The 25,771-nt window shown below is 62.3% G+C and carries 18 protein-coding genes; 7 read left to right on the top strand and 11 right to left on the bottom strand.

What is annotated here, in order from left to right:
- Positions 1–264: 264 nt before the first annotated feature.
- Complete coding sequence (locus FHW75_RS04745) at positions 265–1,836, top strand: TerC family protein (protein ID WP_019099279.1); 1,572 nt, start codon at positions 265–267, stop codon at positions 1,834–1,836.
- Here FHW75_RS04745 and rarD read toward each other — a convergent pair.
- Positions 1,799–2,686, bottom strand: a complete 888-nt coding sequence (rarD, locus tag FHW75_RS04740) for an EamA family transporter RarD (protein WP_025752941.1) — start codon at positions 2,684–2,686, stop codon at positions 1,799–1,801. The two genes, FHW75_RS04745 and rarD, sit on opposite strands and share 38 nt — an antisense overlap.
- Positions 2,687–2,719: 33 nt before the next feature.
- A complete protein-coding gene (locus FHW75_RS04735; protein WP_019099277.1) occupies positions 2,720–4,306 on the bottom strand; it encodes an EAL domain-containing protein in 1,587 nt (528 codons plus the stop codon).
- 299 nt (positions 4,307–4,605) lie between these two features.
- Between FHW75_RS04735 and hppD the strand changes: the two genes are divergently transcribed.
- Positions 4,606–5,682, top strand: coding sequence for a 4-hydroxyphenylpyruvate dioxygenase (hppD, locus tag FHW75_RS04730; RefSeq protein ID WP_016714000.1), 1,077 nt, complete (start codon positions 4,606–4,608; stop codon positions 5,680–5,682).
- Between the two features lie 22 nt (positions 5,683–5,704).
- Here the strand turns inward: hppD and FHW75_RS04725 are convergent, their stop codons facing one another.
- Together FHW75_RS04725 and FHW75_RS04720 are read right to left on the bottom strand one after the other, a co-directional pair.
- Positions 5,705–6,511 (bottom strand): CSS-motif domain-containing protein, encoded by an 807-nt coding sequence (locus tag FHW75_RS04725; RefSeq protein ID WP_183673236.1) that lies wholly within the window; start codon positions 6,509–6,511, stop codon positions 5,705–5,707.
- Between the two features lie 126 nt (positions 6,512–6,637).
- Entirely contained in the window at positions 6,638–7,330 is a 693-nt protein-coding gene (locus FHW75_RS04720) for a type 1 glutamine amidotransferase domain-containing protein (protein ID WP_019099275.1), read from the bottom strand.
- Between the two features lie 193 nt (positions 7,331–7,523).
- Here FHW75_RS04720 and FHW75_RS04715 point away from each other — a divergent pair, with 193 nt between their 5' ends.
- Positions 7,524–9,587, top strand: coding sequence for an ATP-binding protein (locus tag FHW75_RS04715; RefSeq protein WP_019099274.1), 2,064 nt, complete (start codon positions 7,524–7,526; stop codon positions 9,585–9,587).
- Between the two features lie 6 nt (positions 9,588–9,593).
- On the opposite strand, the gene FHW75_RS04710 is transcribed toward FHW75_RS04715, so the two are convergent.
- The 7 genes from FHW75_RS04710 to gspG form a co-directional block, all read right to left on the bottom strand.
- Positions 9,594–11,210, bottom strand: a complete 1,617-nt coding sequence (locus FHW75_RS04710; RefSeq protein WP_019099273.1) for a response regulator — start codon at positions 11,208–11,210, stop codon at positions 9,594–9,596.
- Positions 11,211–11,289: 79 nt separating this feature from the next.
- Positions 11,290–12,345 (bottom strand): tetratricopeptide repeat protein, encoded by a 1,056-nt coding sequence (locus FHW75_RS04705; RefSeq protein ID WP_019099272.1) that lies wholly within the window; start codon positions 12,343–12,345, stop codon positions 11,290–11,292.
- Positions 12,346–12,534: 189 nt separating this feature from the next.
- Positions 12,535–13,950 (bottom strand): efflux transporter outer membrane subunit, encoded by a 1,416-nt coding sequence (locus FHW75_RS04700; protein ID WP_025752935.1) that lies wholly within the window; start codon positions 13,948–13,950, stop codon positions 12,535–12,537.
- The gene (locus tag FHW75_RS04695; protein ID WP_016714007.1) at positions 13,947–17,126 is read right to left on the bottom strand and encodes an efflux RND transporter permease subunit; all 3,180 of its coding nucleotides are present in this window, start codon (positions 17,124–17,126) and stop codon (positions 13,947–13,949) included. The genes FHW75_RS04700 and FHW75_RS04695 overlap by 4 nt, the downstream gene beginning before the upstream one ends.
- Before the next feature lie 12 nt (positions 17,127–17,138).
- Complete coding sequence (mexE, locus tag FHW75_RS04690; RefSeq protein ID WP_019099270.1) at positions 17,139–18,380, bottom strand: multidrug efflux RND transporter periplasmic adaptor subunit MexE; 1,242 nt, start codon at positions 18,378–18,380, stop codon at positions 17,139–17,141.
- 185 nt (positions 18,381–18,565) lie between these two features.
- Positions 18,566–19,756: a type II secretion system F family protein gene (locus FHW75_RS04685; protein ID WP_025752932.1), complete on the bottom strand. Its 1,191-nt coding sequence runs from the start codon at positions 19,754–19,756 to the stop codon at positions 18,566–18,568.
- Positions 19,757–19,767: 11 nt separating this feature from the next.
- On the bottom strand, positions 19,768–20,193 hold the full coding sequence (gene gspG, locus FHW75_RS04680; RefSeq protein ID WP_003253843.1) for a type II secretion system major pseudopilin GspG: 426 nt from the start codon (positions 20,191–20,193) through the stop codon (positions 19,768–19,770).
- Positions 20,194–20,378: 185 nt separating this feature from the next.
- Between gspG and FHW75_RS04675 the strand changes: the two genes are divergently transcribed.
- From FHW75_RS04675 to FHW75_RS04660, 4 genes are all read left to right on the top strand, one after another.
- Positions 20,379–20,972, top strand: coding sequence for a lytic transglycosylase domain-containing protein (locus tag FHW75_RS04675; protein ID WP_019099267.1), 594 nt, complete (start codon positions 20,379–20,381; stop codon positions 20,970–20,972).
- 149 nt (positions 20,973–21,121) lie between these two features.
- Complete coding sequence (locus tag FHW75_RS04670) at positions 21,122–22,582, top strand: HAMP domain-containing sensor histidine kinase (RefSeq protein WP_019099266.1); 1,461 nt, start codon at positions 21,122–21,124, stop codon at positions 22,580–22,582.
- A gap of 291 nt (positions 22,583–22,873) precedes the next feature.
- Positions 22,874–24,367, top strand: coding sequence for a HAMP domain-containing sensor histidine kinase (locus FHW75_RS04665; protein WP_019099265.1), 1,494 nt, complete (start codon positions 22,874–22,876; stop codon positions 24,365–24,367).
- On the top strand, positions 24,336–25,763 hold the full coding sequence (locus tag FHW75_RS04660) for a sigma-54 dependent transcriptional regulator (protein WP_019099264.1): 1,428 nt from the start codon (positions 24,336–24,338) through the stop codon (positions 25,761–25,763). Before FHW75_RS04665 ends, FHW75_RS04660 begins: the two co-directional genes overlap by 32 nt.
- The last annotated feature ends 8 nt before the right edge of the window (positions 25,764–25,771 follow it).

Genomic DNA, 25,771 nt, shown 5'->3' with positions numbered 1-25,771 from the left:
AGATCCGGTGGCTGGAAGGAACCGTGATTTTCAGCCGTTGGCTGTCGAGGGTATTGAAGAAAAGTACCCCCAAATACCGCCTCACAACTGATACAGGTTTTGTAATAGTTTTGCGCTATCACAGAAACCAGCGCTGCTTGTACGATCATTTTCCCAATTTTTTAACAAGGTCTATATGAGCACCTTCGCGGAGCCCCCCAGTTTTCGGCCGTTCTGGCCATCCTTCCCCCGTCCTCGTGACGCTTCCCCGGTGAGTACCCGCTAATGGAATGGCTAGCCGATCCCACGGCCTGGCTAGGCCTGTTGACGCTTATCGTCCTTGAGCTGGTGCTGGGTATCGACAACCTGGTGTTCATCGCCATCCTGGCAGACAAGCTGCCGCCGCATCAGCGTGACCGTGCGCGGGTGATTGGCCTGAGCCTGGCCTTGATCATGCGACTGGGCTTGTTGGCGAGTATCTCGTGGATGGTCACCCTCACCGCGCCACTGTTCGAAGTGTTCGAAAAGAGCTTCTCCGGCCGTGACCTGATCATGCTGTTTGGTGGTGTGTTCCTGCTGTTCAAGGCCACCATGGAACTGCATGAACGCCTTGAGGGCCATGTAACCCAGGCCAGTGGGGCGGTACGTCATGCGGCGTTCTGGCCGATCGTTGCGCAGATCGTGGTGCTTGACGCGGTGTTCTCGCTGGACGCGGTCATTACCGCGGTGGGCATGGTCGAACATCTGTCGGTAATGATGATCGCGGTGATCTTCTCGATCGGTATCATGATCGTTGCCAGCAAACCGCTGACCCGCTTCGTCAACGCCCACCCCACGGTAATCATGCTGTGCCTGGGCTTCCTGATGATGATCGGTTTCAGCCTGACCGCCGAAGGCTTGGGCTTCCATATCCCGAAAGGCTACCTGTACGCGGCCATCGGCTTCTCGATCCTTATCGAGCTGTTCAACCAGCTGGCCCGTGCCCGCCGCAAGCGCAGCTTGCAGCAGCACCGGCCGTTGCGTGAACGCACTGCCCATGCCGTGCTGCGCCTGCTGGGTGGCCGCCGTGTCGAGGCGGACGAAGTGGGTGAGGAAATCGCCGACCTGGTCGAGGGTGGTGAGGAGCAGGTGCTGTTCGACCGGCGTGAGCGGGTGATGATCAGTGGCGTGCTGAACCTGGCCGAGCGGCCTATCCGTACGGTGATGACCGCCCGCACCGAGGTCGACATGATCGACCTGGCGCAACCGGCCGACGCCATTACCCAGGCCCTGGCCAACTCGCCGTACTCGCGCCTGCCGCTGATCCGCAATGGCCGTGTCGACGATCCTCTGGGCTTCGTGCACAAGAAGGAACTGCTCAAGGAGCTGCTGTCGGGCAGCCAGCCGGACCTGGAAGGCATGGCGCGTGTGCCGCTGAACCTGCTGGAGAGCTTCAGCATTCTCAACGCCCTGGAGCAGATGCGAGGCCAGTCGACTCACATCGCCTTCGTGGTCAACGAGTTCGGTGACTTCACCGGCCTGCTGACCATGACCGACATCCTTGAGTCGATTGCCGGTGAACTGCCGGATGCCAGCGAGGTTGAAGGCCCCGGCATCGTCCAGGAGGGCGAGGGCTTCGTGGTCAGTGGTGCACTGAACCTGAGCCAGGTCCAGGCGCGTACCGGCTTCAGTGCCCGTGCTACCGAGGATTACCAGACCCTCGCGGGCTTGGTGATGAGCCTGCTCGACCGCCTGCCGATGGTGGGTGACCGCCTGGCCTGGAATGGCTGGACGCTGACCGTGGAGGCGGTGGAAGAGCGGCGGGTGCGCCAGGTTCGGCTTACACCGAACGGCGACGTTGACGCAGCAGGTGCTTGAAACCCTCGAGCACCAGCACCAGCACTGCGGCCCAGATCGGCAGGTAGGTCAGCCACTGATCCGGGCCGATGGTTTCGCCCAGCAGCAATGCCACGCCCACCAGCAGTACGGGCTCGACGTAGCTGAGCAGGCCGAACAGGCTGAATGGCAGCATGCGGCTGGCCAGCACGTAGGCGATCAGGGCCGAGGCGCTGATCGCCCCAAGGATCGGGATCAACGCATACAGCCCAGGGTGGGTTTGCAGGTCAGCGCTGGAAAGCGGGCCCTGGATAACGAAGTACAACGCCCACGGTAGCAGCAGGCACATGTCGCACCACAGGCCGCCCAGGTGGTCGGTGCGGCAGCGTCGGCGCAGCACGAAATAGATCGGGTAGCCGATCGTCACCAACAGGGTTTCCCAGGCAAAACTGCCGTTTTGGTACAGCTCGTGGCCCACGCCCAGTGCGGCACAAGCCACGGCCACCTTTTGCAGGCGTGACAGGCGCTCGCCGTACACCAGCCGCCCGGTAAGAACCATGGCCAGTGGCAGCAGGAAATAGCCCATCGACACTTCCAGGCTGCGCCCATGCAAGGGTGCCCAGAGGAACAGCCACAACTGTACGCCCATCAGCCACGACGTGCCGACCATGCCCAGCAACAGCACAGGCGTGCGCTTTACCCGGGCCAGCAGCTCGCCCACCCGTTTCCAGTCTTTCGAGACCAGCATGAACAAGGTGAGGCAGGGCAGCGTCAGCAGGGTGCGCCAGCCAAAGATCTCTTCGCCATCCAGTGGCGTGAGCAGCGAGGTATAGAAGTACATCACAGCGAACAGACAGGACGCCATGACCGATGAAACGATGCCTTTTGACACGAGTGCCTCGAATAGGGGAGTTGAGCGGGTGGATCAGCCGCGCATGATCTCAGGGGCCGCGCGTTGCGGCAACTGCGCAGCGCCCGGGCGTGTGGCCAGTGCCTCCAGGAACTGGGCGGCCGGCATGGGCCTGGCAAACAGGTAGCCCTGCTGGAAGTCCACCCCATGGCAGGCCAGGTAGTCGCGCTGGGTGTTCGTTTCCACACCTTCGGCCACGATACCCAGGCCCAGCTTGGCCGACAGGTCGATGATGCTTTCCAGAATGTGCACGGACAGCGCATCGCCGCCGATCATGGCGACAAAGCTCTGGTCGATCTTCAGGTAGTCGACCTGGAACTGGCGCAGGTAGTTGAGGCTCGACTGGCCGGTGCCGAAGTCGTCGAGCGCAATCATCACGCCCATGGCGTGGAGCTTTTCGAACAGTTCCAGGGTCACCGGGGTAGGCTCGATGAGTTTGCGCTCGGTCAGTTCCAGGGTCAGCACCACCCGGCCCGGCGGAAAGTGTTGCAGGAAGGTGCGGCAGTCGTCCAGCAGGCTGAGGTCGCGGCAATGATCGGCGGTGATGTTGACACCGATATGGAACCCGTCCTCCAGCAGCCCGGCATAGGGTGCCAGGCTTTGCGCGGTATGCATCATCAGCGCCCGGGTCATGGCGACGATCTGCCCGCTGTGCTCGGCATAAGGGATGAACAGGTCGGGCCTTACCAGGCCCTCGCGCGGGTGGTTCCAGCGCATCAGCACTTCGGCGCCGGCCCAGCGGTAGTCGCCTTTGCGCACCACAGGCTGGAAATACGGCAGAAATTCGTCGGCCTGCAGCGCGCGGTCCAGCTCGGCGCGGGGTGAGGTGGCCCGGCGAATCTGCCAGCGGCATACCAGCGCCGCCACGGCACCCAGCACCAGCAGCAAGCTGATAAGGGCAGGGTAGTGGCTGCGTAACAGCTGGCCCTGTTTGCCGGTGCTGTAGCCGCCCTGCACGCTGAACGGGTAACGGGTCGAACCCAGCAGTACGTTGGCGCTGGCGGCGGCAGGTGGTACGCCTTTGTGCACGACACCGTCCTTGCCCATCCAGGCATCGCCCACGCGGATTTGCAAGTCTTCGTCAGGGCCGATCAGGCGCAGTGCCGTTAGCAGGTGGTCGCCATCCACCGTGGTGATTGCCCCTTTGTCGCCCTCGCTGGCACGGTACACCAGCAGCGCGTGCCCCGGGGTGACCGAGTTGCCGTCCATCAGCCACAGTTTGCCGTCGGTATAGTCGGTGGCGTTGACCGGTTCGTCGAACTCGCCGAACAGCGAGGTGCAATACAGGTTGTTGTGCCTGAACAGGTTGGTCGAGCGCACGAAGGCGTTGCGGGTCACCTGGGCACGCAGCGTAAGCTGGGTCTGATCGCAGGGGCTGCCAGCCAGGGGCAGCAATGCATTGGCAGCACTGGACAAGTTGTCGAGGATGCGCTCGACGTGCTCCACCGTCTGGCGGGTGGTGGCCTGGCTGCTGGCCTGCATCTCGCGCTCGACCTGCCAGTTCATGATGGCCAGGCCGCACACCACTGGCAGCACACCGACGCCCCAGGGCAACAGGGTACGCCAGCTGAATGCGGCGCGGCGTTTTACGGTAAGGGGCATGCTGACCTGGCTACGATGAGAGATAACGAGAGAATAGCCGTTTGTCGGCGCTCAGGACCAACTAAAACGCGACAAACCATTTTACGCAATGTAGAATCCGTTTACGAATACAACAATAAGGTCCTTCAGCTCCGAAGGATCAAGCCCGCTGAGAATGGGTCCATATGACATACCATGGGTTCAAGCTGATCATAGGTGACTTCCTCGCCCGCAGCGTGCGGGGCATCCCGTGCTCACCGCCGTTTCTGTTCCACATCCCACGCAATCAATAATTTTTCGCTGCAGATGAGGACACGAACATGGCTGATATCTTCGACAATCCAATGGGCCTGATGGGCTTCGAGTTCATTGAGCTGGCTTCGCCTACGCCTGGCGTACTCGAGCCGGTCTTCCAGATACTCGGTTTCACCAAGGTGGCTACCCACCGCTCCAAGGATGTGCACCTGTATCGCCAGGGTGGCATCAACCTGATCCTGAACAACGAACCCAAGAGCATCGCCTCGTACTTCGCGGCGGAACACGGCCCTTCTGTGTGCGGCATGGCGTTCCGCGTGCGCAATGCCCATGAAGCCTATGCCCGCGCTCTGGAGCTGGGTGCCCAGCCGGTAGAAATCGAAACCGGCCCGATGGAGTTGCGCCTGCCGGCAATCAAAGGCATTGGCGGTGCGCCGTTGTACCTGATCGACCGCTTCGACGAAGGCAGTTCGATCTACGACATCGACTTCAACTTTATCGAAGGCGTGGATCGCAACCCGGTAGGTGCCGGCCTGAAAATCATCGACCACCTCACCCATAACGTTTACCGCGGGCGCATGGCTTACTGGGCCGGCTTCTACGAGAAACTGTTCAACTTCCGTGAGATCCGCTATTTCGATATCAAGGGTGAGTACACCGGCCTGACCTCCAAGGCCATGACTGCGCCCGATGGCATGATCCGCATCCCGCTCAACGAAGAGTCGTCCAAGGGTGCCGGGCAGATCGAAGAGTTCCTGATGCAGTTCAACGGTGAAGGCATCCAGCACGTAGCCTTCCTCACCGACGACTTGCTCAAGACCTGGGACGCGCTGAAGGGCTTTGGCATGCGCTTCATGACGGCGCCACCGCAGACCTATTACGAAATGCTCGAAGAGCGCCTGCCTGGCCACGGCGAGCCGGTGGATCAGCTGCAAGCGCGAGGCATCCTGCTCGATGGCGCCTCGCAACCTGAAGACAAGCGCCTGCTGCTGCAGATCTTCTCGGAAACCCTGCTTGGTCCGGTGTTCTTCGAGTTCATCCAGCGCAAGGGTGATGATGGCTTTGGTGAAGGCAACTTCAAGGCGCTGTTCGAATCCATCGAGCGGGACCAGGTGCGCCGTGGTGTGCTGAGCACTGACTGATCCGACCTGAGGGGCGCCGCCATCATGCATGCTTGGTGGTCGCCTCACGCCTGTGGGCGCTCGCCCTGTACAGGCCCAGATACACGATCGAGCCGGTCACGATCCCTACCAGCATCAGTGAGGGAAAGATCTGCACCATTGACTGCTGTATTTCCTGGGCGGTGAAGCCTTCGGCGTAACCGCCTTTGACCCTATACCCATACTTGCTCGACAGCGCGCTCGCAAAAAACTCGGACTGCGAAGGGCGCTGTGGGTCTCGACTATCGCCTTTGCTCCAGATGTAGCGGTCGTCGAACTCCAGCAGCAGTGTCAGCCCATCCTGAAAAGCGTCCAGTTCGTTGCGTAGCGAAATGGCATAGGCGGTCACGATCACCCCGCCATGACTCCCCTGCAAGTAATAGTTGACCAGCAGCTTGCGGCGCTTGTCGGGTTGCCCATAGGACAACTCGACCTGCTGGCCGGATCCGGCAAAGGACGATAGGTATTCCAGAGAATCTGAAGTACTGCTGCAGGAGGCTTCATTACCTTCTACCAAGGTCAGCGATCTGATCATGGAGCGGCTCACAACTTGCTCCTGTAATGCGCTCCTGACCCTGTCGCAAGGCTTGCCTGCGAGCGGCAAGGCACGCTGGGCAGCTTCATGCATCCGGTTCAGCGCCTGGTCAATGCTGAACACTGCCTCCTGAACGGAGATGGCGGCATTTTCCGCAAGTTTCATTTCCAGTTGAACAACCATTACCAGCAAACCGGAGATCACAGGCACGAGGCCCACCGTGGAGAGCAGTAGCAGCTCTCGCAGGCGGTATCCTGCGTTCAGGATTTTCAACATAGGGCAATCGCTCTCCGGGCCGAGGCTGTTCGTGGTGAACAACTGAACCCTGAGCCTATGCACTCAATGACCGATCGGCTGTAGTCCTTTTGCAGTGTGCGGCAGAGGAAAACTACAAGGTTGATGTCAGGCTTTGGCCGGCTTGAGTTGCGCCAGCACGTGTTCGGCGAGCAAGGCGGTCGAGGCCGGGTTCTGCCCAGTGATCAATCGACCATCTTCGACCACGTGTGGCATCCACGGATCATCATGCTTGCTGTAAACGCCGCCGCGGCCAACCATCTCGTTTTCGGTCAGAAAGGGAACCACCTTATCCAGTTCGGCCAGCTTTTCTTCGGTGTTGGAAAAGCCGGTGACCTGACGGTGTTTCAGCAATAGGCTGTTGTCGCTCAGTTTGATATTCAGCAGGCCAACTACACCATGGCAGACCGCCGCGATGATGCCTCCATTTTCGTAGAGTTTGCGCGCCAACTCTTGCAGCGGCTGATTGTCGGGAAAGTCGTACATCACTCCATGCCCACCGGTGTAATAGATGACGCTGTAATCGTCGGCCTTCACCTGCCCGGGGCTCAAGGTGGTGCCCAAGCGTGTCATGAAGCGTTTGTCGTCATACCATTGCCAGTCCAAGTCTGGCGCCATCTGCAGGCTGTGCGGGTCGATGGGCACGTAACCGCCCTGTGGGCTGACATAGTCCACCGTATAGCCGGCCGCATCGACCTTCTCGACAAAGTGCACGGCCTCACCCAGCCACAACCCGGTCGCCCGCTTGAGGGTTGGGTATTTGGCTGTGTTGGTCAGCACCACCAGCATTTTCTTGCTCATGACCGTGCTCCTTTCTGCAGCCTGGATAGCCGATGCTCCCTGGCCCAAGGGAAAACCTAATCAGCATAGCTGCCCCCTGCAAGTGCGCCATGGTAAGTGGTGCGTGCTGTGCTAACGTGAACAGATTCCATGGGTGAGCCTGTCTGTTCAGGCAGCACCGTGGCCAACCCGGAGCATTGCTGGAGTCACGATATTGGTCGCAAACAGTACGCCACGCGGGCCTTCGCAGCCGGCCATGCCGCAGCCGCCTGTTTCCCAACCGGTCGATTTGATGGCGCAGCGGATTGCACGTTTCGACTGGGGGCGTACTTCGCTCGGGCCATTGCCGCGCTGGCCGGCTTCGTTGCGTATTGCCGTCGACATGATGCATTTGTCACCGTTCCCTTGTGCGGTGGTCTGGGGGGCTGACCTTTGTGTGCTGCACAACGAAGGCTACAGGGCGCTGCGGGCCGTGCCGGACGCCTTGGGTACAGCGTTCGACAGGCTGTGGCACGATGTCTGGCCGGCAGTGGGACCCCAGGTGTTCCAGGCGCTGGAGGGGCGCTCGAGTTTTGTCGAGGATCCCCCCCTGAGTATTCCCGGCGTCGCGGACGAGGAGCCGATATGGTGCGCGTTCGGTTTTGCACCGTTGCATGATGAGCTGGGCAATGTGGCGGGTTTTCTGCATACGGTGATTGAAACCACGGCCAGTGTCGAGGCGCACCGCCATTGGCGCGCGCAGGCGCTGGGGTTCGAGCAGCAGGCCGAACGCTATGTTGCTGAGCGCGAACAGTTCTGGCAACTGTCGCGCGACGCGATGATGACGGTGACTGCGGAACTGAAACTGCGTGCCGTGAACCCGGCCTGGTACCGTATTCTGGGCTGGACCCAAGAGCAGGTGCAGGATATGCCGGTGCTTGAACTGGTACACCCGGCAGATCGCACCGACGTGCAGCTGGCAGTGTCGGGGCTGCTGCAAGGCATCAACCCGGAACAGATCGAGACCCGCCTGCGGCACCGTGATGGTCATTACCACTGGTTTCGCTGGAGCGCGCGGTTTGATGGCAGGCTGCTGACGGCGGTTGGCCGGGACATCACCGCAGACCGTGAAGAGGCTGTACGGCAGTCCAAGGCGCTGATTCGCAACAGCGAGCGTATGCAGGTGGTCGGCCAATTGGCGGGGGGCGTGGGCCACGAAATGAATAACCTGCTGTCCGGTGTTGGCGGCAGTCTTGAGTTGTTGCAACGGCGCCTGCAGGAGGGGCGCCTGGAGCGGGTGGAGGCCTACGTGGAAGTAGCCCGCGAGTCGGTGCAGCGCGCCATGGAACTGACCCGCCGCTTGCTGGCGTTGTCTAGCCAACAACCCTTGGCCAAGCGGCCGCTGGACTTGAATCGGCAACTGCGCCTTTGTGAGCCATTACTGCTGAAGACGTTGGGCGCGGAGGTCGGCTTGCACTGGCAGCTGGATGTAGTGGCATGGGCGGTAGACCTGGACGTTAGTGAGCTTGAAGGTGCCTTGATCAACCTTTGTACCAACGCCCGGGAAGCATGCCTGACGCAGGGCAATGTTACGCTGCGTACTGTCAACAAGCGGTTGACCGCCCCATTCACGGATGCATGTGGCCTGCCACCTGGCGATTATGTAGCGTTGGATGTCGAGGATGACGGCCTTGGAATGTCGGTAGCGGACATCGCCAGGGCCTTTGAACCGTTCTTCACCACCAAACCCATCGGTCGGGGAGCCGGATTAGGGTTATCGACCGTGTATGGTTTCGTCAGCCGATCGGGAGGGTATGTCTGGATCGAGTCTGCCCCGGAGCAGGGCACCAAAGTTTCCATGCTTTTTCCAAGGTGTCATGACCCGGTCCCGGAAGAGCCCAAGCCTGTGCCGCCGTCGCAGCGTATGGCCCGGGGCGAACGTCTGCTGCTGGTGGATGACGAAGTGAATTTGCGCGTGGTCATGCATGAATACCTGGCCGAGCGTGGTTTCAACGTGACGGTAGCAGGCGATGCGAATACTGCCCTGGCGCGCTTCCGCCATGATGGCCCCTTCGACCTGGTGATCACCGACATCGGCTTGCCAGGTGGCTTCAGTGGCCGGCAAGTGGCCAGGGCCATGCGCATGCAGATTGCGCAACAGAAAATCCTGTTCATCACCGGTTATGCGGACCAGCCCATCGAAGCGCAATTGCTTGATCAACCAGGCACCGCATTGATGAACAAGCCGTTCCTGCTGGCAGAGCTTGCTGACAACGCACTGCGCATGCTTGATGCATAGTGGGCATCACGGCTTGCCAAGAATCTGCGTCACTTGTGCTTGCAGCTGCTTCAGCTCGAACGGCTTGCAGATCAAGTGCATGCCTGCCCCCAGAAAGCCGGCTCGGGCCATGGCCGTTTCCGCGTACCCAGTGATGAACAGCACCGGCAGCTGGGGGCGCAGTGTGCGGGCTATCTCGGCCAGTTGCCGGCCGTTCATACCGGGTAAGCCGACATCGCTGATCAGTAAATTTACCGTTTGCGCCGAGCGCAGCATCTTCAGCCCCTCGTTGCCGTTGGCGGCGCTGTGGCAGGTGAAGCCGTCATCGCGCAGCGCTTGGCACAGCAACTGGCGCACATGCGGGTCGTCCTCGACGACCAGTACATGTCGGCCGCCGTCAGGGTACGCAGGTTGCACCGGCTGGCCCGATTGCCTCGCCGGGCCGGTATGACGCGGCAGGTAAAGGTCTACCCGGGTACCCTGGCCGGTCTGGCTGTGCAGGGTCACATGCCCATGAGACTGTTTGCAGAAACCGTACACCATCGATAGGCCAAGACCGATGCCTTGGCCTATCGCCTTGGTGCTGAAAAATGGCTCGAATGCATGTTCCAGTGTGCTTTGCGCCATGCCTTGGCCGTCGTCGATGATACGCAGCCGCACGTAATCGCCATTGGCCAGGGCGCCGCTGGCGAACTGGCCAGAGGTCACGTGCAGGTTGCTTGCTTCGATGCGCAAAAGGCCGCCGCTGGGCATGGCCTCGCAGGCATTGGCCGTCAGGTTGTCCAGGGCTTCGTGCAGCTGCTCGTCATCAGCCTCCACGGCCCAGAGGCCTTTGGCCATGTGTACCTGAAGGGATACCGCCGGGTTAAGGCAGGCTTTCAGGCGTTTGGTCTGTAGCAGGGTATGCAGGTCTATGCGTTGGCTGTGCAGCGATTGCCGCGACGAGAAAGCCAGCAGGCGGTGGGTCAGGCGGGCGGCCCGTGATACGGCCTCGCGGCCCATGCGCAGCAGCCCGTCCAGACCGTCGCTACGGCCCTGTCGCAGGCGTCGGTCGATCAGTTCAAAGCTGCCGCCGATGCTGGTGAGCAGGTTGTTGAAGTCGTGGGCAACGCCGCCGGCCAGTTGGCCAATGGCTTCCATCTTGCGTGCCTGGTAGCGGGCGAACTCGTCGTGTTCGGGTTCGTTGTCTGGCGGCGAACGTCGGGTTTCCAGGCGTTGCTGCAGGCCGTGCAACTGGTCGCGTGTGAGGTACTGCCTGCGCCGATTGCGCAGGGCGGACTGGGTCATGTGCAACAGCTGGGCATTTTCAAAGGGGGCGACCAGCAATACCAGGTTGCCCACTGGATGGTTGCTAACGCCACTGGCCGACCAGGCGCCCTCGGTGACCAGTACGATAGGCAAATCTGACCAGCTCGGTTGCTGATCGATGAACGCCTGCAGCGATGCGCTTGGGCCTTGGCTGAACGCTTGTTCGGCGATGATCGCCAACCCTGCACCTTCGGCCAGGCGCGCCTGCAGGTTGGCCAGGTCGACCGCGCACAGGCTATCGATGCCGGCGGAGGCGAGTAGACGCGAGGTATCCGCCGCCAGCGTCGGGGGTGCCAGGATCAAGGCACGTTCGTCCAGCGCCAATGAATTGGCCAACACGACTCTCCTGTAGGGTGACCTGATATCCACTGGACCCTGGGCACAGACTCAGGGTTCAACAAAAGTCAGTCGTTACCTACAAACCCTGTTGCAGCACGGGGTCGTCAGGGTTTTGCCGCTCCAGCTCGGCCAGCAGCACCTGGACGTTCTGCAGCTGGCCGGACTCTTTCCAGTACTGAATCAGCAGCACCCGCGCCCGGCGGTTGGCAGGCTGGCGATTGAGCACGGTTTCCAGTTGCTTCTGTGCAGCGTCGAGTTGGCCCAGCTCGTGCAGCGTAACTGCCAGGGTATAGCGGTAGTCGGCGTTGTCCGGCTCCAGCTCGACGGCGCGGGACAGGGCCAGCAAGGCATATTCGCGCTGTTCGTGGCGGTTCAGCCAAAGCCCTAGCTCGTACTGCAGAAAGGACGAGTCGGGGCTTAGCGCCAAGGCTTGGCCCAGCACCTGGCGCGAGGCATCGTGATGCCCCTGGCGCTCGAGCAGGCGTACCTGAGTAGCCAGGGCGTCAAGGTTGCCGGGGGCGACCGCCAGCGCTCGTTGCAGGGCTGTGGCGGCCTGGGTGTAGTCGTTTTCATGCAGATAAAGGCGTGCCAGGTGCACTTGGGCATCGGCATCCTCGGGCTGTTGCTCCAGCGCTTGCTGGTATTGCTCGAGGGCTGCTTGCAGCGGGCCGAAATACAGGCCGATGGCGTCGGGGTCGAGGCCCAGCAGGGCATCCACGGCGGCAAAACGCACGCTTTGCTCGTCGTCGTCCAGCAGCGGGCCGAGCACCAGGCTACGCTGCGCCGCCGGTAACAGGCGGCGGATACCGGCAATGGCCGCTCGGCGCACCAGTGGGTCGGCATGCTCCAGGTCCTGGCGGGCGAGCTTCAATGCCAGTGGCGAGGGGTAGTTGGGCAACTCGGCGTACAGGGCCGCACGCCGGATGGCGGGCAAGTCGTTACGTTGCAATTGCTGATACAGCACCCGTGCCGCACCGGGCTGGCCTTCGTGGGCCTGGCGCAGGGCCTTGGCGTAGCTGTGTGCCGGCAGGGTCGGTGCGGCTGGCGGGGTGTCGCGCCACAGGTAGCCGAACAGGGCCGATACCAGGATCAACAACAGCAAGGCGATCAGGTAGCGGTTGCGTCTGGGCATCGGACGATCCGTGGCGGGGGAAGGGCAGAGCTTGGGCCAGGTGGGGGGTAAATGCAACCGAGCCCTTGTAGTTTGGCGGCAAAACGTCGCCAATGCTTATCCACGATAAAAAAGCCCCGCAGACCAGGGCCAGCGGGGCAAACGGTTGGGGGAGGAACCAACCAAAGGAGTCGTTGAAACGGGGGGGTATCAGTGTGCGCTGGCCACAGTCTCCGGTTGCCAGCCGCCGCCCAGGGCCTTGTAGATCGAGACAATGCCGCGGTACAGCTCGACTTCGCCCTGAGCCTGCGCATCTTCTGCGCTCAACCGCTCACGCTCGGCATCCAGCAGCACCAGGTAGTCGACCGTACCCTCGCGATAGCGGATCGAGGCCAGCTCTGCCGCCTTGCGGCTGGCGTCGCTCTGGCGCATCAACGACAGCAGCCGTTGCTGGGTCTTGTCGTAATCGCTGAAGGCATTGGCCGACTCTTCCAGAGCCAGCAATACCTGCTGCTCGTAATTGGCCAGCGCCCCTTCGGCATCGGCCTTGGCGCCGCGCAGGCGGGCCCGCACGCTGCCCAGGTCGAAGGCCGCCCAGGTAATGCTTGGGCCCAGTGCCCAGGCATTGGCGGCCGAGGAGCCTATCTGCGAGCCACGCGCGGCGGTAAAGCCCAGGAAGCCGCTGAGGCTGACGCGGGGGAACAGGTCTGCCGTGGCTACGCCTACGTTGGCGGTGGCGGCCGCCAGTTGGCGTTCGGCGCTGCGGATATCCGGGCGGCGGCGCAGCAGTTCGCCCGGATCGCCTACCGGCAACGCCTTGGCGATGGCCGGCAGGGCCTTGGGCGACAGGTCTACGCTGAGTGCCTCTGGGCGCTGGCCGAGCAGGGTGGCAATGCGATGACGCGCCCGAGCCTGTTCAGCCTGCAGTTGCGGCACAGTGGCCTCGACCCCGGCCAGGCGTGCATCGGCACGCACCACGTCCAGGTCGTTGCCCACACCGGCATCGCGCAGGGTTTCGGTAATGGTCCGCGATTCTTGCTGGGTCTTGAGGTTGGCCAGGGCGATCTTCTCGCGCAACTGGGCACCGCGTAGCTGCCCGTAGGCATCGACCAGCTCGGCGATCAGGCTCACCTGCAACTGCTGCAGGTCGGCGGCGGCCGCCGCTTCCTGGGCTTCGCTGGCCTCGATCTGGCGCTGGATGCGGCCGAACAGGTCAAGCTCCCAGGCCATGTCCAGGCCCAGGTCATAGCGCTCGCTGTTCACCCGCTGCGTGGTCTGGCCGGGGATCTGGCCCTTGCCAATGTCGCTGCTGGCGCGGCTGGTGACCACCGGGAACTGGTCGTTCTCGGCGTCTTCACGGATCGACCGCGCCGATTTCAAACGGGCGAAGGCCACGCGCAAATCACGGTTGCCGTCAAGCGAGGCCTGCACCAACTGGTTCAGCACCGGGTCATCGAACTGCTTCCACCACAGGCTTTCGAAGCGGCTACGGTCGTAGGCCTTGGCCTGCGCGTCGCTGTTCAGTTGCGCAGGTTCGGTGGCCGGGGCCTGGTAGTCCGGGCCTACCGCACAGGCCGCAAGGGCCAGTGCCAGCAGGCTTGGGGTCAGGGGTTTGAGCAGGTTCATGCATGGTTCTCCAGCACTTGAACGTGTTCGGCCTTGCGGGCCTGGCGACGCTCGACGAAACGGCGAATCAGGAAGAAGAACACCGGGGTCAGGAACAGGCCGAACACGGTCACGCCGATCATCCCCGAGAACACTGCCACACCCATGGCATGGCGCATTTCGGAACCTGCACCGGAGCTGAACACCAGTGGCACCACACCCATGATGAAGGCGATCGAGGTCATCAGGATCGGCCGCAGACGCAGGCGGCAGGCTTCCAGCACCGCAGCCAGCGGGTCGAGGCCTTTGGCCTGTTCATCCTTGGCGAACTCGACGATCAGGATCGCGTTCTTGCACGCCAGGCCCACCAGTACGATCAAACCGATCTGGGTGAAGATGTTGTTGTCGCCACCCGACACGATCACACCGGTAATGGCCGACAGCAGGGTCATCGGCACGATCAGGATCACCGCCAGTGGCAGGCTCCAGCTTTCGTACTGGGCAGCCAGTACCAGGAACGCCAGCAGTACGCACAGCGGGAACACCAGCAGTGCGGTATTGCCCGAGAGGATCTGCTGGTAGGTCAGGTCGGTCCACTCGAAGGTCATGCCGTTGGGCAGTTCCTCTTTCAGCAGTTTCTCGATCGCAGCTTCGGCTTGGCCAGAGCTGTAGCCCGGGGCGGCGGCACCGTTGATTTCTGCGGTAATGAAGCCGTTGTAGTGCATGACCCGGTCTGGCCCGGAGGTGTCGCTGACCTTGAGGAAGGTCGCCAGCGGGATCATCTCGCCCAGGTTGTTACGCACCTTCAACTGGCCGATCTGCTCGGCATCGAGGCGGAACTGCTGCTCGGCCTGGACGTTGACCTGGTAGGTGCGGCCAAAGCGGTTGAAGTCGTTGGTGTACAGCGAACCCAGGTAAACCTGCAGGGTGTCGAAGATGTCGGTGATCGCCACGCCATGGGTCTTGGCCTTTTCCCGGTCGATGGCGGCATCGACTTGCGGCACGTTGACCTGGTAGCTGGTGAACAGCCCTGCCAGCTCTGGCACGTTGTGGCTTTTGGCGATGATGTTCTGGGTTTCCTTGTACAGTGCTTCGTAACCCAGGTTGCCACGGTCTTCGATTTGCAGGCGGAAGCCACCAATGGTACCCAGGCCCTGTACCGGCGGCGGTGGGAAGATGGCGATGTAGGCATCCTGAATGTCGGCAAACTGTGCATTCAGTGCAGCCGCGATGGCTGCCGCCGACTGGCTCGGGTCCTTGCGTTCATCGAACGGCTTGAGCGGGGTGAACACGATGCCGCTGTTCGGGCTGTTGGTGAAACCGTTGATCGACAGGCCCGGGAAGGCTACCGAGTCGGCAACACCGGGTTGTTTCAGGGCAATTTCGCTCATGCGCTTGATCACCGCCTCGGTGCGGTCAAGGCTGGCGGCGTCAGGCAGTTGGGCGAAGGCCACCAGGTACTGCTTGTCCTGCGCCGGCACGAAGCCGGTCGGGGTGGAGGAGAAGCCCAGGTAGGTCAGGCCCATCAGGCCGGCGTACACGAACAGCGCGATGCCGCTGGAGCGGATGACCCGGCGTACGCCACCGACGTAGCGGTTCGAGGCGCGGTCGAAGAAGCGGTTGAACGGCGCGAACAGCCAGCTGCCCAGCAGTTTTTCCAGGATGCGCGAGAAACGGTCCTTGGGTGCGTGGTGGTCCTTGAGCAGCACGGCAGCCAGGGCCGGCGACAGGGTCAGCGAGTTGAAGGCCGAAATCACCGTAGAAATGGCAATGGTCAGGGCGAACTGCTTGTAGAACTGCCCGGTAAGGCCGGAAATGAACGCCGCTGGCACGAACACGGCGCACAGCACCAGCGCCGTGGCGATGATCGGCCCGGTCACTTCGCTCATGGCCTTTTGCGTGGCTTCCAGCGGTTTCAGCCCCAGCCCGATATTACGTTCGACGTTTTCCACCACGACGATGGCGTCGTCCACCACGATCCCGATGGCCAGCACCAGGCCGAATAACGACAAGGCGTTGAGCGAGAAGCCGAACAGGTGCATGACTGCAAAGGTACCGATCAACGACACCGGCACAGCCAGCAGCGGGATGATCGAGGCACGCCAGGTTTGCAGGAACAGGATCACTACCAGCACCACCAGCACCAGTGCTTCGAACAGGGTATGTACCACCGCTTCGATGGAACCGCGCACGAAGATGGTCGGGTCATAGACGATGCTGTAGTCCATCCCTTCCGGGAAGTCCTTCTTCAGCTCGGCCATTTTCGCCCGCACTTCGTCGGAGATCTCGATAGCGTTGGAGCCTGGGCGCTGGAAGATCGGGATGGCCACGGCCGGCTGGTTGTTCAGCAGCGAACGCAGGGCATACTGGCTGGAGCCGAGTTCGACTCGGGCGATGTCCTTCAGGCGGGTGATTTCGCCATTGGCACCGGCACGGATGATGATGTTTTCGAACTCTTCCTCGTTGACCAGACGGCCCTGGGTGTTGATCGACAGCTGGAAACTGGTGGAGCCGGGGGCGGGCGGTGCGCCCAGCTGGCCTGCTGCCACCTGGCGGTTCTGCTCGCGGATTGCAGCGACCACATCACTGGCGGTGAGGTTGCGCGAAGCGGTCTTGTTCGGGTCCAGCCACACGCGCAGCGAGTAGTCGCCCATGCCGAACAGTTGCACGTCGCCTACGCCGCCCAGGCGCGCCAGTTCGTCCTTGATGTTGAGGATGGCGTAGTTGGACAGGTAGAGCATGTCGTAGCGGTTGTCCGGCGAGGTCAGGTGCACGACCATGGTCAGGTCGGGCGAGGCCTTGTCGACGGTGATACCGATGCGGGTCACTTCCTCGGGCAGCTTGGGCTGGGTGCGGGTAACGCGGTTCTGCACCTGTACCTGGGCGTTGTCCAGGTCGGTGCCCAGGGCGAAGGTAATGGTCAGCGTCAGCTTGCCGTCAGCGGTGGACTGGGAGGACATGTACAGCATGTTCTCCACACCGGTAATGGCCTGCTCCAGCGGCGCGGCGACGGTTTCGCCGATGACCTTGGGGTTGGCACCGGGGAAGTTGGCGCGCACCACCACGGTGGGGGGCACCACTTCGGGGTATTCGCTGATCGGCAGCTGGAACAGCGAGATGGAGCCCGCGATCAGCAGCACCAGCGACAGCACCGCGGCGAAGATTGGCCGGGTAATGAAGAATTTCGAGAAGTTCATCGGTGTGGTCCCTTAACCGCGTGGCGCCTGGGCGCTGGCGACTTTCACGTTATTGCCCGCCACCTTCGGCGCCGGGTTGCTGGCCTCCAGGGCCTGGCGCTGCTGGGCGAGGGCGGCGAGGGTCTGTTCGCTGGCCATCTGGGTTTCTTCCGGCGTGACAGGTGAACCAGGGCGCACGCGTTGCAGGCCCTTGACCACGATGCGGTCATCCTTGCCCAGGCCGCTGCGCACGATGCGCAGGCCTTCCAGCTTCGGCCCCAGCTCCACGGCGCGGTAGGCAGCCTTGTTGTCCTTGTCCATGACCAGCACGAACTTCTTGCCAAGGTCGGTGCCCACGGCTTCGTCGTTGATCAGCACGGCGTCGTACTGGGCACTGCCCACCAGTTTCAGGCGCGCATACAGGCCCGGCGTGAACTGGCCGTCGCTGTTGTCGAACACCGCACGGCCACGGATGGTGCCGGTACGCGGGTTGACCTGGTTGTCGACGAAGTTCATCTGGCCCAGGTGCGGGTTGCCGCTTTCGTTGGTCAGGCCCAGGTACACCGGGGTGCTCTGGCCACGCTGGCCTTCGCGGGCCAGCTGGGTGTACTTGAGGTACACGCGCTCGTCGGCGTCGAAGTAGGCGTAGACCTTGTCGGTGGACACGACGCTGGTCAGCGGGGTGACATCGGCGCTGACGATGTTGCCGGCGGTGAACTCGGCGCGGCTGACACGGCCGCTGATAGGCGCGGTGACACGGGTGAAGCTGAGGTTAAGGCGTGCCAGGTCGAGCTGGGCCTGAATGGCATCGACCCCGGCACGGGCTTCGGCGGCAGCGCTGCTGCGCGATTCGGCCAGCTCGGCGGAGATGGCGTTGCTGTCACGCAGGCGTTCGCCACGGCGGGCTTCGTTGGCACTGCGAATGGCAGTGGCCTTGGCCTGTTGCAGCTGGGCTTCAAGGCGGCGGACTTCAGCCTGGAACGGGCGTGGGTCGATCTGGAACAGCAGGTCGCCTTTCTTGACCTGGGCGCCTTCGGTGAAGGCCACCTGATCGATCTGGCCGGAGACCCGTGGGCGTACTTCGACGGTTTCCGGGGCTTCCAGGCGGCCGGTGAACTCGTCCCATTCGTTGATCGGTTGCTCGATCACCTTGGCCACACTGACCTTCGGCGCGGCGGGAGCCTGCACGGCGTCGGGGGTTCGACCGCAAGCGCTGATCACCACCACTGCCAGGGCAGCGAGGGGGAAGCGTAAGGGTTTGAGTGATTGTTCCATGGAGAACTCCGCCAATGTATTAGTAGTGGGCGGAGTGTGAGTGTGTTGCGCGTGAGGCACGAATCGAACGGCGCGAAGGTTATTATCACGCTGAATGATATGTGTGGATCACACATCGACGTGGGCGATTGTAAAGATGTGAACATGAACGCACCACGTCATTGCGAACCCTTGGGCTTGGTGTCTCAGTGAATGCTTGAGGCCAGTTCGAAGATCGGCATGTACATCAGGATCACGATCAGGCCGATGAGCAGGCCGATGAACGTCATCAGCAGCGGTTCGAACAGTTTGACGAACCATTCCACCCAGCGGCCGATTTCCTGGTCGTGGAAGTCGGCACAGCGCTCCAGCATCTCGCCCAGGTTGCCGGACTGCTCGCCGGCCCGTAGCAGGCGCAGCGACACCGGCGTAACCAAGTGCCCGGCCTCCAGCGCATCGGACAGCGGCAGCCCTTCGCCTACCCGCTGGCTGGCCAGTACCAGGCCCTGGCCGGCGGCACTGCCGAGCAGGCCGCGCGCCATGCCCATGGCAGTGAGGATGGGAATGCCGCCTTGCAGCAGGATGCCCAACGAGCGATAGAAGCGCGCCAGCTCGTACATCATCAAACGTTGGTGCAGCGCTGGCAGCCGGCGCAACTGACAAGATGCCCAGCGTCGTACCCGAGGGTGGCGGCGCAGCAGCCACAGCGCCGTGACGCCACCTGCAGTGCCCAGCGCCAGTGGCAGTTGCTGCGCGTGCAGAAACAGACCGATCTGCATCAACACCCGTGACAGCCAAGGCAACTCGGTGCCCATGCCTTCGAACACCTGGCTGAAACGCGGTACCACATAGCCGAGCAGGAACAGCACCACGCCGCCACCTACCAGCAACAGCAGCAACGGGTACACCGATGCGCCCACCAGCTTCTGCCGCACCAGGTCCAGGCGCTGGCGATAGCTGATGTAGCGGGCAAGGGCGTCGCCCAGCGCACCGGTGCGTTCGCTGGACTGCACCAGCGCCACATACAGCGGCGGAAATACCCGGGATTGCTGACCAAGGGCCTGGGACAGCGAGCGCCCTTCGTACAGCTGACGCACCAGTTCGGCCAGCACCTTGCGCGTGGCGGCAGCGGGGGCCTTTTCTGCCAAGCTTTCCAGTGCGTCGATCAGCGGCAGGCCGGCATTGAGCAGGGTCGACAGCTCCTGGCTGAACAGCACCAGGTCGAACGCCGCCTCGCGGCGCCAGGCCATGCCGCGCAAGGCGCCGCCGTTGCTGCGCAGGCTGAGCACACGCAGGCCTTGGTCCTCGGCCTGGCGGCGGGCCTGGTCGGCGTCCTCGGCGTCGATCTGCAATTGCACCACACCCTGTCTGCCCAGGGCCTTGAGGCTGTAGCGCATGGCCGCTCTCCTTACTGCCAACTGGTAATTTCGGCGTTTTCCCCGTCACCACCGGGCTGGCCGTCCTTGCCCATCGACAGCAGGTCGTATTCACCGCCGTTCTCGCCGGGCTGCCGGTAGATATATGGCCGGCCCCATGGGTCTTGCGGCACGGCCTTCTGCAGATACGGGCCGGTCCAGCGAGCCTCGCCACTGGGGGCGACCACCAGGGCCTGCAAGCCTTGCTCACTGTTGGGGTAGTGGCCGACTTCCAGGCGGTACAGGTCCAGGGCCTTGCTCAGCCCCTCGATCTGCGCCCGTGCCACCTTGGCCTCGGAGCGGCCGAGCTGGCTGAAGTACTTGGGCGCGACGATGCCGGCCAACAGGCCGAGCACCACCAGTACCACCAGGAGTTCAAGCAGGGTGAAGCCACGTTGCGGGTTGGTTCTGCGCTGCATGGTGAAGCCCTCCACTGCATGGGAACACGCGTTGGCAGGCACCATGCAACAGCCATGCACGTCTGCCTCGGGGCCTTGCGCCATGCGGCACAGGAAGCGGCACAGTGCTTGCGTCGTGGTCATCGACCTCGGGTTTTCCGGGGCATTTCCCCCACATCGGGGGCCACGACGAAGAGGCGACCGACATGCGTGGACTCATCCTCGGTTTGATCTGGCTGGCGGCAGGGGCTGCCCAGGCTGATGTGTACATCTCAATCGATGCCAAGGGTGGCTACGTACTGACCAACGTTCATCGGCCCGGACGCCACTATGAAAAGGTGATCAACGAACCGCTGGCCCAGGCTGGCCCGGCCAATGCGCAGATGATCACTGGGCGCCCCTATGCCGAGGTGGTTGCCACTGCGGCACGCATCCACAATGTGCCCCCGGCGTTGTTGCACGCGCTGATCAAGGCCGAGTCCGGCTATAACCCCAAGGCCCGTTCGCCGGCGGGTGCGGTGGGGTTGATGCAACTGATGCCCGATACCGCTCGCGAGATGGGCGTGGAAGACCGCCTGGACCCGGAAGACAACGTGCAGGGTGGGGCACGCTACCTGAAGCGCATGCTGACTCTGTTTGATAACGACATCACCTTGGCCGTGGCGGCTTACAACGCGGGGCCGGATGCCGTGTTGCGGCGCGGAGCGGTGCCGCCATATGCCGAAACTCGCCGTTATGTACCTGCTGTGCTGCGCGAATACCGCAAATTGCAGGGGTTGGCAGACGATGGCGCTCTCTGAGGGGGTCGGGTACGGCTGCCGTTTCTGCAGTGACCGGCTGTACGAAGTGAAAAAAACGTTACCCTTCGGCGGATGCCATCAATTTAATACTATGGTTTCCCCAACTCTGGGCTATAACCTTCTGAAGGTGCCCAGATGTGGAGTCCGCCATGGACATCGCCCCTCGTTCCGAGACCATCGAAGTGCCTGTCGGTAACGAGTTGGCTGCCCCGCGCAAGCCATTCAACCTTTTGCGTTGGTATGCCTGGGTCAGCCTGGCCATCATCCTGTCGGTGGCTGCCGGGCTGGGGCTGATTTCCAGCCGTTTCATCATCGATGAGAGCGTGGAGCGCGATGCCTTGCTCACCGCGCAATTCATCACCTCCATCGCCGACGCCGAAGTACGCCACGTGTCGATCCCCAACGTGCGCACCATGGGCGAGCTGATCGACCCGCGTACCGACCGCAGCAACCTGCCAGATGTCGACCCGGATGCCCGACGCAAGGCGCGCGGTGAGTTTCTCGACCATATCGCCCACCTGCCCGACATGCTGCTGGCCAATATCTATGCGCCGGACCGTACGGTGATCTGGTCCAGCAACCCGGCGCTGGTCGGTAAGCTGATCAATGGCGACGACGACCTGGAGCGGGCCTTCGAGTACAAGATGCGGGTCTCGGCCAGCTACCATAACTTCGAACAGGCCCGCGCCGAGCAGAAATTCGTTACGCCGCCCGAGCAGCTGTTCATCGAAAACTACATTCCGCTGTTCGATGCCGATGGCGAGAACGTCACGGCAATGGTCGAAATCTATAAAGAGCCCCATGACCTGATCGTGCGCATCGAGCATGGCCTGATCCTGATCTGGCTGGCTATCACCGTGGGGGCCGCGCTGGTCTATATCGGCCTGTACGGCATCATGCACCGTGCCGCGCGGTTGCTGGCGGTGCAGCAGAAGCGGCTGATTAACAACGAGACCTACGTTGCACTGGGCGAGGTGTCGTCGGCGGTGGCCCACAGCCTGCGCAACCCGCTGGCGAGTATCCGCTCGAGTGCCGAACTGGCCCAGGCGTTCGACGACGGCCCGGCGCAACGTCAAGTCAACGATATCATCAGCCAGGTCGATCGCATGTCGCAGTGGATCCGCCAGATGCTGCAGTCACTGCGCCCGCTGAACGACGAGGCCGTGGCGGTGGACTTGCCACAGGCGTTGCAGGAAAGCTTGCAGACCTATGCCGTGCCGTTGGCACGCAGTGGGGTAAGCCTTGACCTGCAACCGTTACCGGCAGTGCAGGTATTGGGGCACCCGGCGTTACTGCGGCAGGTGTTCAGCAGCCTGGTTGCCAATGCCCTGGAGTCGATGGAGCAGGGCGGGCGTCTGCGTATCGAGGTGGTGCGCCAGAACCGTCGCTGCCTGACACTGCGCCTGTCCGACAATGGCAAGGGCATGAGCGAAGAGCAGCAGCGCATGGCCTTCCGGCCGTTTTTCACCACAAAACAGGGTGGGCTAGGAGTGGGCCTGGTGCTGGTGAAACGCATCATGGAGCGCTTCGGCGGTTCGGTTCGGCTCGGCAGCAGCGAGGGCCATGGTACGCGGGTATCTTTGACGTTCCGGTTGGTATCCTGCTTATAACAAACATTAATTAAAGTATTTAAGCTGTTGATGCTTAACGATTTTATAGGGATTTGGTGGCAATTACCCAAATGTGGGGGTTTTTCCTCAGTCTGTATTTAGAAAAGCTTTATAACGTACTGAATTATATTGGTTTGTTACTGGCTGGCTGAGTTCTTGCTACGTGATGTGCAGAGCGCAACACGCAACACGCAACACAAGGCAGCTATCAGGCTGCCCAGGCGGGGTGCTTTCAATTGGCTGTTGGCCTTGAGGCATTTCTGGACGGACGCCCTGTGCGGGAACCACGCGATGCAGATGCTGGAAAACGAAGTTCGCGACAAGCCCGGTGCGACCGCCAGCGGCCTGGCTGTGCCATTGCGTGAGTTCAACCTGCTGCGGTGGTTTTCGGTCATCAGCCTGTTGATCATCACCGCCGTGGCGGGCGGGTTGGGTTATGTGTCAACGCGGTTCGTGGTTCGCGACAGCGTGCAGCGCGATGCCATGCTTACCGCGCAGTTCATTCAGGCCATGGCCCAGGCCGAGGTACGCCATTCGCAGTTGCCGCCAGGCACCACCATGGGTGAGCTGCTTGACCCGCGTCTGGACCTGCAGCACTTGCAGTTCACTCCCGCACTGGCCGAGTCGACCCGGGTCGAGTTCCTGGACCATGTCGAGCACTTGCCAGATACCTTGCTGGCCAACGTCTACGCCCGCGACCGCACCATCGTGTGGTCCACCAACGTCGAGCTGATCGGCAAGCGGATAGAAGCCGACGGCGACCTCGACCGTGCCTTCCGGTCGCGCAAGGCGGTGTCCGCCAGCTACCACAAGGCCGAGGAAGATCGCGAAGAACAGAAGTTTCAGCGTGAACCGCGCTACCTTTTCATCGAAAACTACATTCCGTTGTTCGACAGCCAGGGCGAGCAGGTATTGGCCATGGTGGAAATCTACAAAGAGCCACAGGACCTGGTGCGGCGTATCCAGCGGGGTTATGTGCTGATCTGGGCTTCGACCTTGGTGGGCGGGGCGCTCATCTATTTCGGGCTGTTCTGGATCGTGCGCCGGGCGGCGCAGATGCTGCATCTGCAACAGGACCGGCTGGTGGCCAGCGAAACCTACGTGGCGCTGGGCGAGATGTCGTCTGCGGTAGCCCACAGCTTGCGCAACCCGCTGGCCAACATCCGCTCGAGCGCCGAGCTGGCCCAGGAAACCGCCAACGTTGCCGCGCAGAAGAACATCACCGATATCATCAGCCAGGTCGACCGAATGTCGCGCTGGGTACGTGACCTGCTGGTGTCGTTGCGCCCGACCAGCGACGAACCTGAAGCCGTTGACCTGGTGGCCGCCATCGAAGACACCCACCTGGCCTTCGCCCAGCAGATCGAACGAAACGGCGTGCGCTTCCATTTCGAGGGGCCTGACGTGCAGTGGGTGGCCAGCCAGCCGTTGCAGCTGACGCAAATTCTCAACAGCCTGTTTTCCAACGCTCTGGAGGCCATGCCCTGCGGCGGTATGTTGAATGCCCATGTCAATGTGCAGGGTGGCCTGCGTGCCGAATTCGTGCTCACCGACACGGGCAAGGGCATGAGCCAACAGCAGGAAAGGATGGTGTTCAAACCGTTCTTCACGACCAAACAGGGGGGGCTCGGTATAGGCCTGGCCCTGGTCAAACGCATCATGGAACGTTTTGGCGGCTCGGTCAGCCTGAGCAGCCGCGAAGAGGAAGGAACCCGCGTCAGCCTTACATTCAATATCGCAGCGGGAGGGGACCATGGAGCACAGCATCCTGGTAGTCGAGGATGATGAAATTCTCGCCGACAACATTCGCACCTACCTCAGCCTCAAGGGCTACGAGGTCACCGTATGCCATAGCGCGGAGCTGGCGCTGGAGCAGATCAAACGGGCCCGGCCCGACGCGGTGCTGACTGATAACTCGCTGCCTGGCATGAGCGGGCACGACCTGCTGCGGACCTTGGTGGCACAGGTGCCGGACCTGAAAGTGATCATGATGACCGGCTACGGCAATGTCGAAGATGCCGTGCAGGCGATGAAGGAGGGCGCTTTCCATTACCTGAGCAAGCCCGTGGTGCTGGCCGAACTCAAGCTGACCCTGGACAAGGCCCTGGCTGCCGAGCGCATGGAGCGCACGCTGTCGTTCTACCAGGAGCGAGAGGCGCAGAAGTCCGGGTTGCAGGCGTTGATCGGCGAGTCGCCTACGATGCTGACCCTCAAGCACACCCTGCGCCAGGTGCTGGATGCCGAACGGCGGATGGCCAGTGACGACCTGCCACCGGTGCTGGTCGAAGGCGAAACCGGCACCGGCAAGGAACTGGTGGCCCGCGCCCTGCATTTCGATGGCACGCGCAGCAAGGGGCCGTTCATCGAGTTCAACTGCGCCTCGATCCCGGCCAACCTGCTGGAGGCCGAACTGTTCGGCCACGAGAAAGGTGCATTCACCGACGCCAAGGAGCGCCGGGTAGGCCTGGTGGAGGCGGCCGATGGCGGCACCTTGTTCCTCGACGAGATTGGCGAGATGGACCTGGTGCTGCAGGCCAAGCTGCTCAAGCTGCTGGAAGACCGCAGCATCCGCCGGATTGGTGCGGTGAAGGAGCGCAAGGTTGACCTGCGGGTGATCAGTGCCACCAACTGCAATCTGGAGCAGATGGTGCAGCAGGGCAAGTTCCGCCGCGACCTGTTCTTCCGCCTGCGCATCATTGCCCTGAAGGTGCCGCGCCTGTATGCCCGTGGGCAGGACATTCTGCTGTTGGCCCGGCATTTCCTGGCCCACCATGGCCGGCGTTATGGCAAGCCGAACCTGCGTTTTTCTGCCGAAGCCGAGAGCCTGATGCTGGGCTACAGCTGGCCAGGCAATGTGCGCGAACTTCGTAACATGCTGGAGCAGACCGTGCTGCTGGCACCGAACGAGGTGGTGCAGGCGCACCAGCTGAACCTGTGCATGACGTTGATCGACGAGCCATCGGCAGCTCAGCAGGCGCCCGTAATGTTCGAAATGCCACGGCACGAGCCGGAGCCGGGCACCAGCCTGCCCGACATGGAGCGCGACCTGGTGTGCAAGACCCTGGACCGTACCGACTGGAACGTGACCAAGTCGGCGCGGATGCTGGGGCTGTCGCGGGACATGCTGCGCTACCGGATCGAGAAACTGGGGCTGACCCGGCCAGACAAGCGTCAGTGGTAGGGCAGGCG

The sequence above is a fragment of the Pseudomonas sp. OG7 genome, assembly GCF_014192825.1.
Taxonomy (GTDB): Bacteria; Pseudomonadota; Gammaproteobacteria; order Pseudomonadales; family Pseudomonadaceae; genus Aquipseudomonas; species Aquipseudomonas monteilii.
Note: the sequence above shows the minus strand (reverse complement) of the source record. Positions and strands in the feature narration are given on the sequence as shown.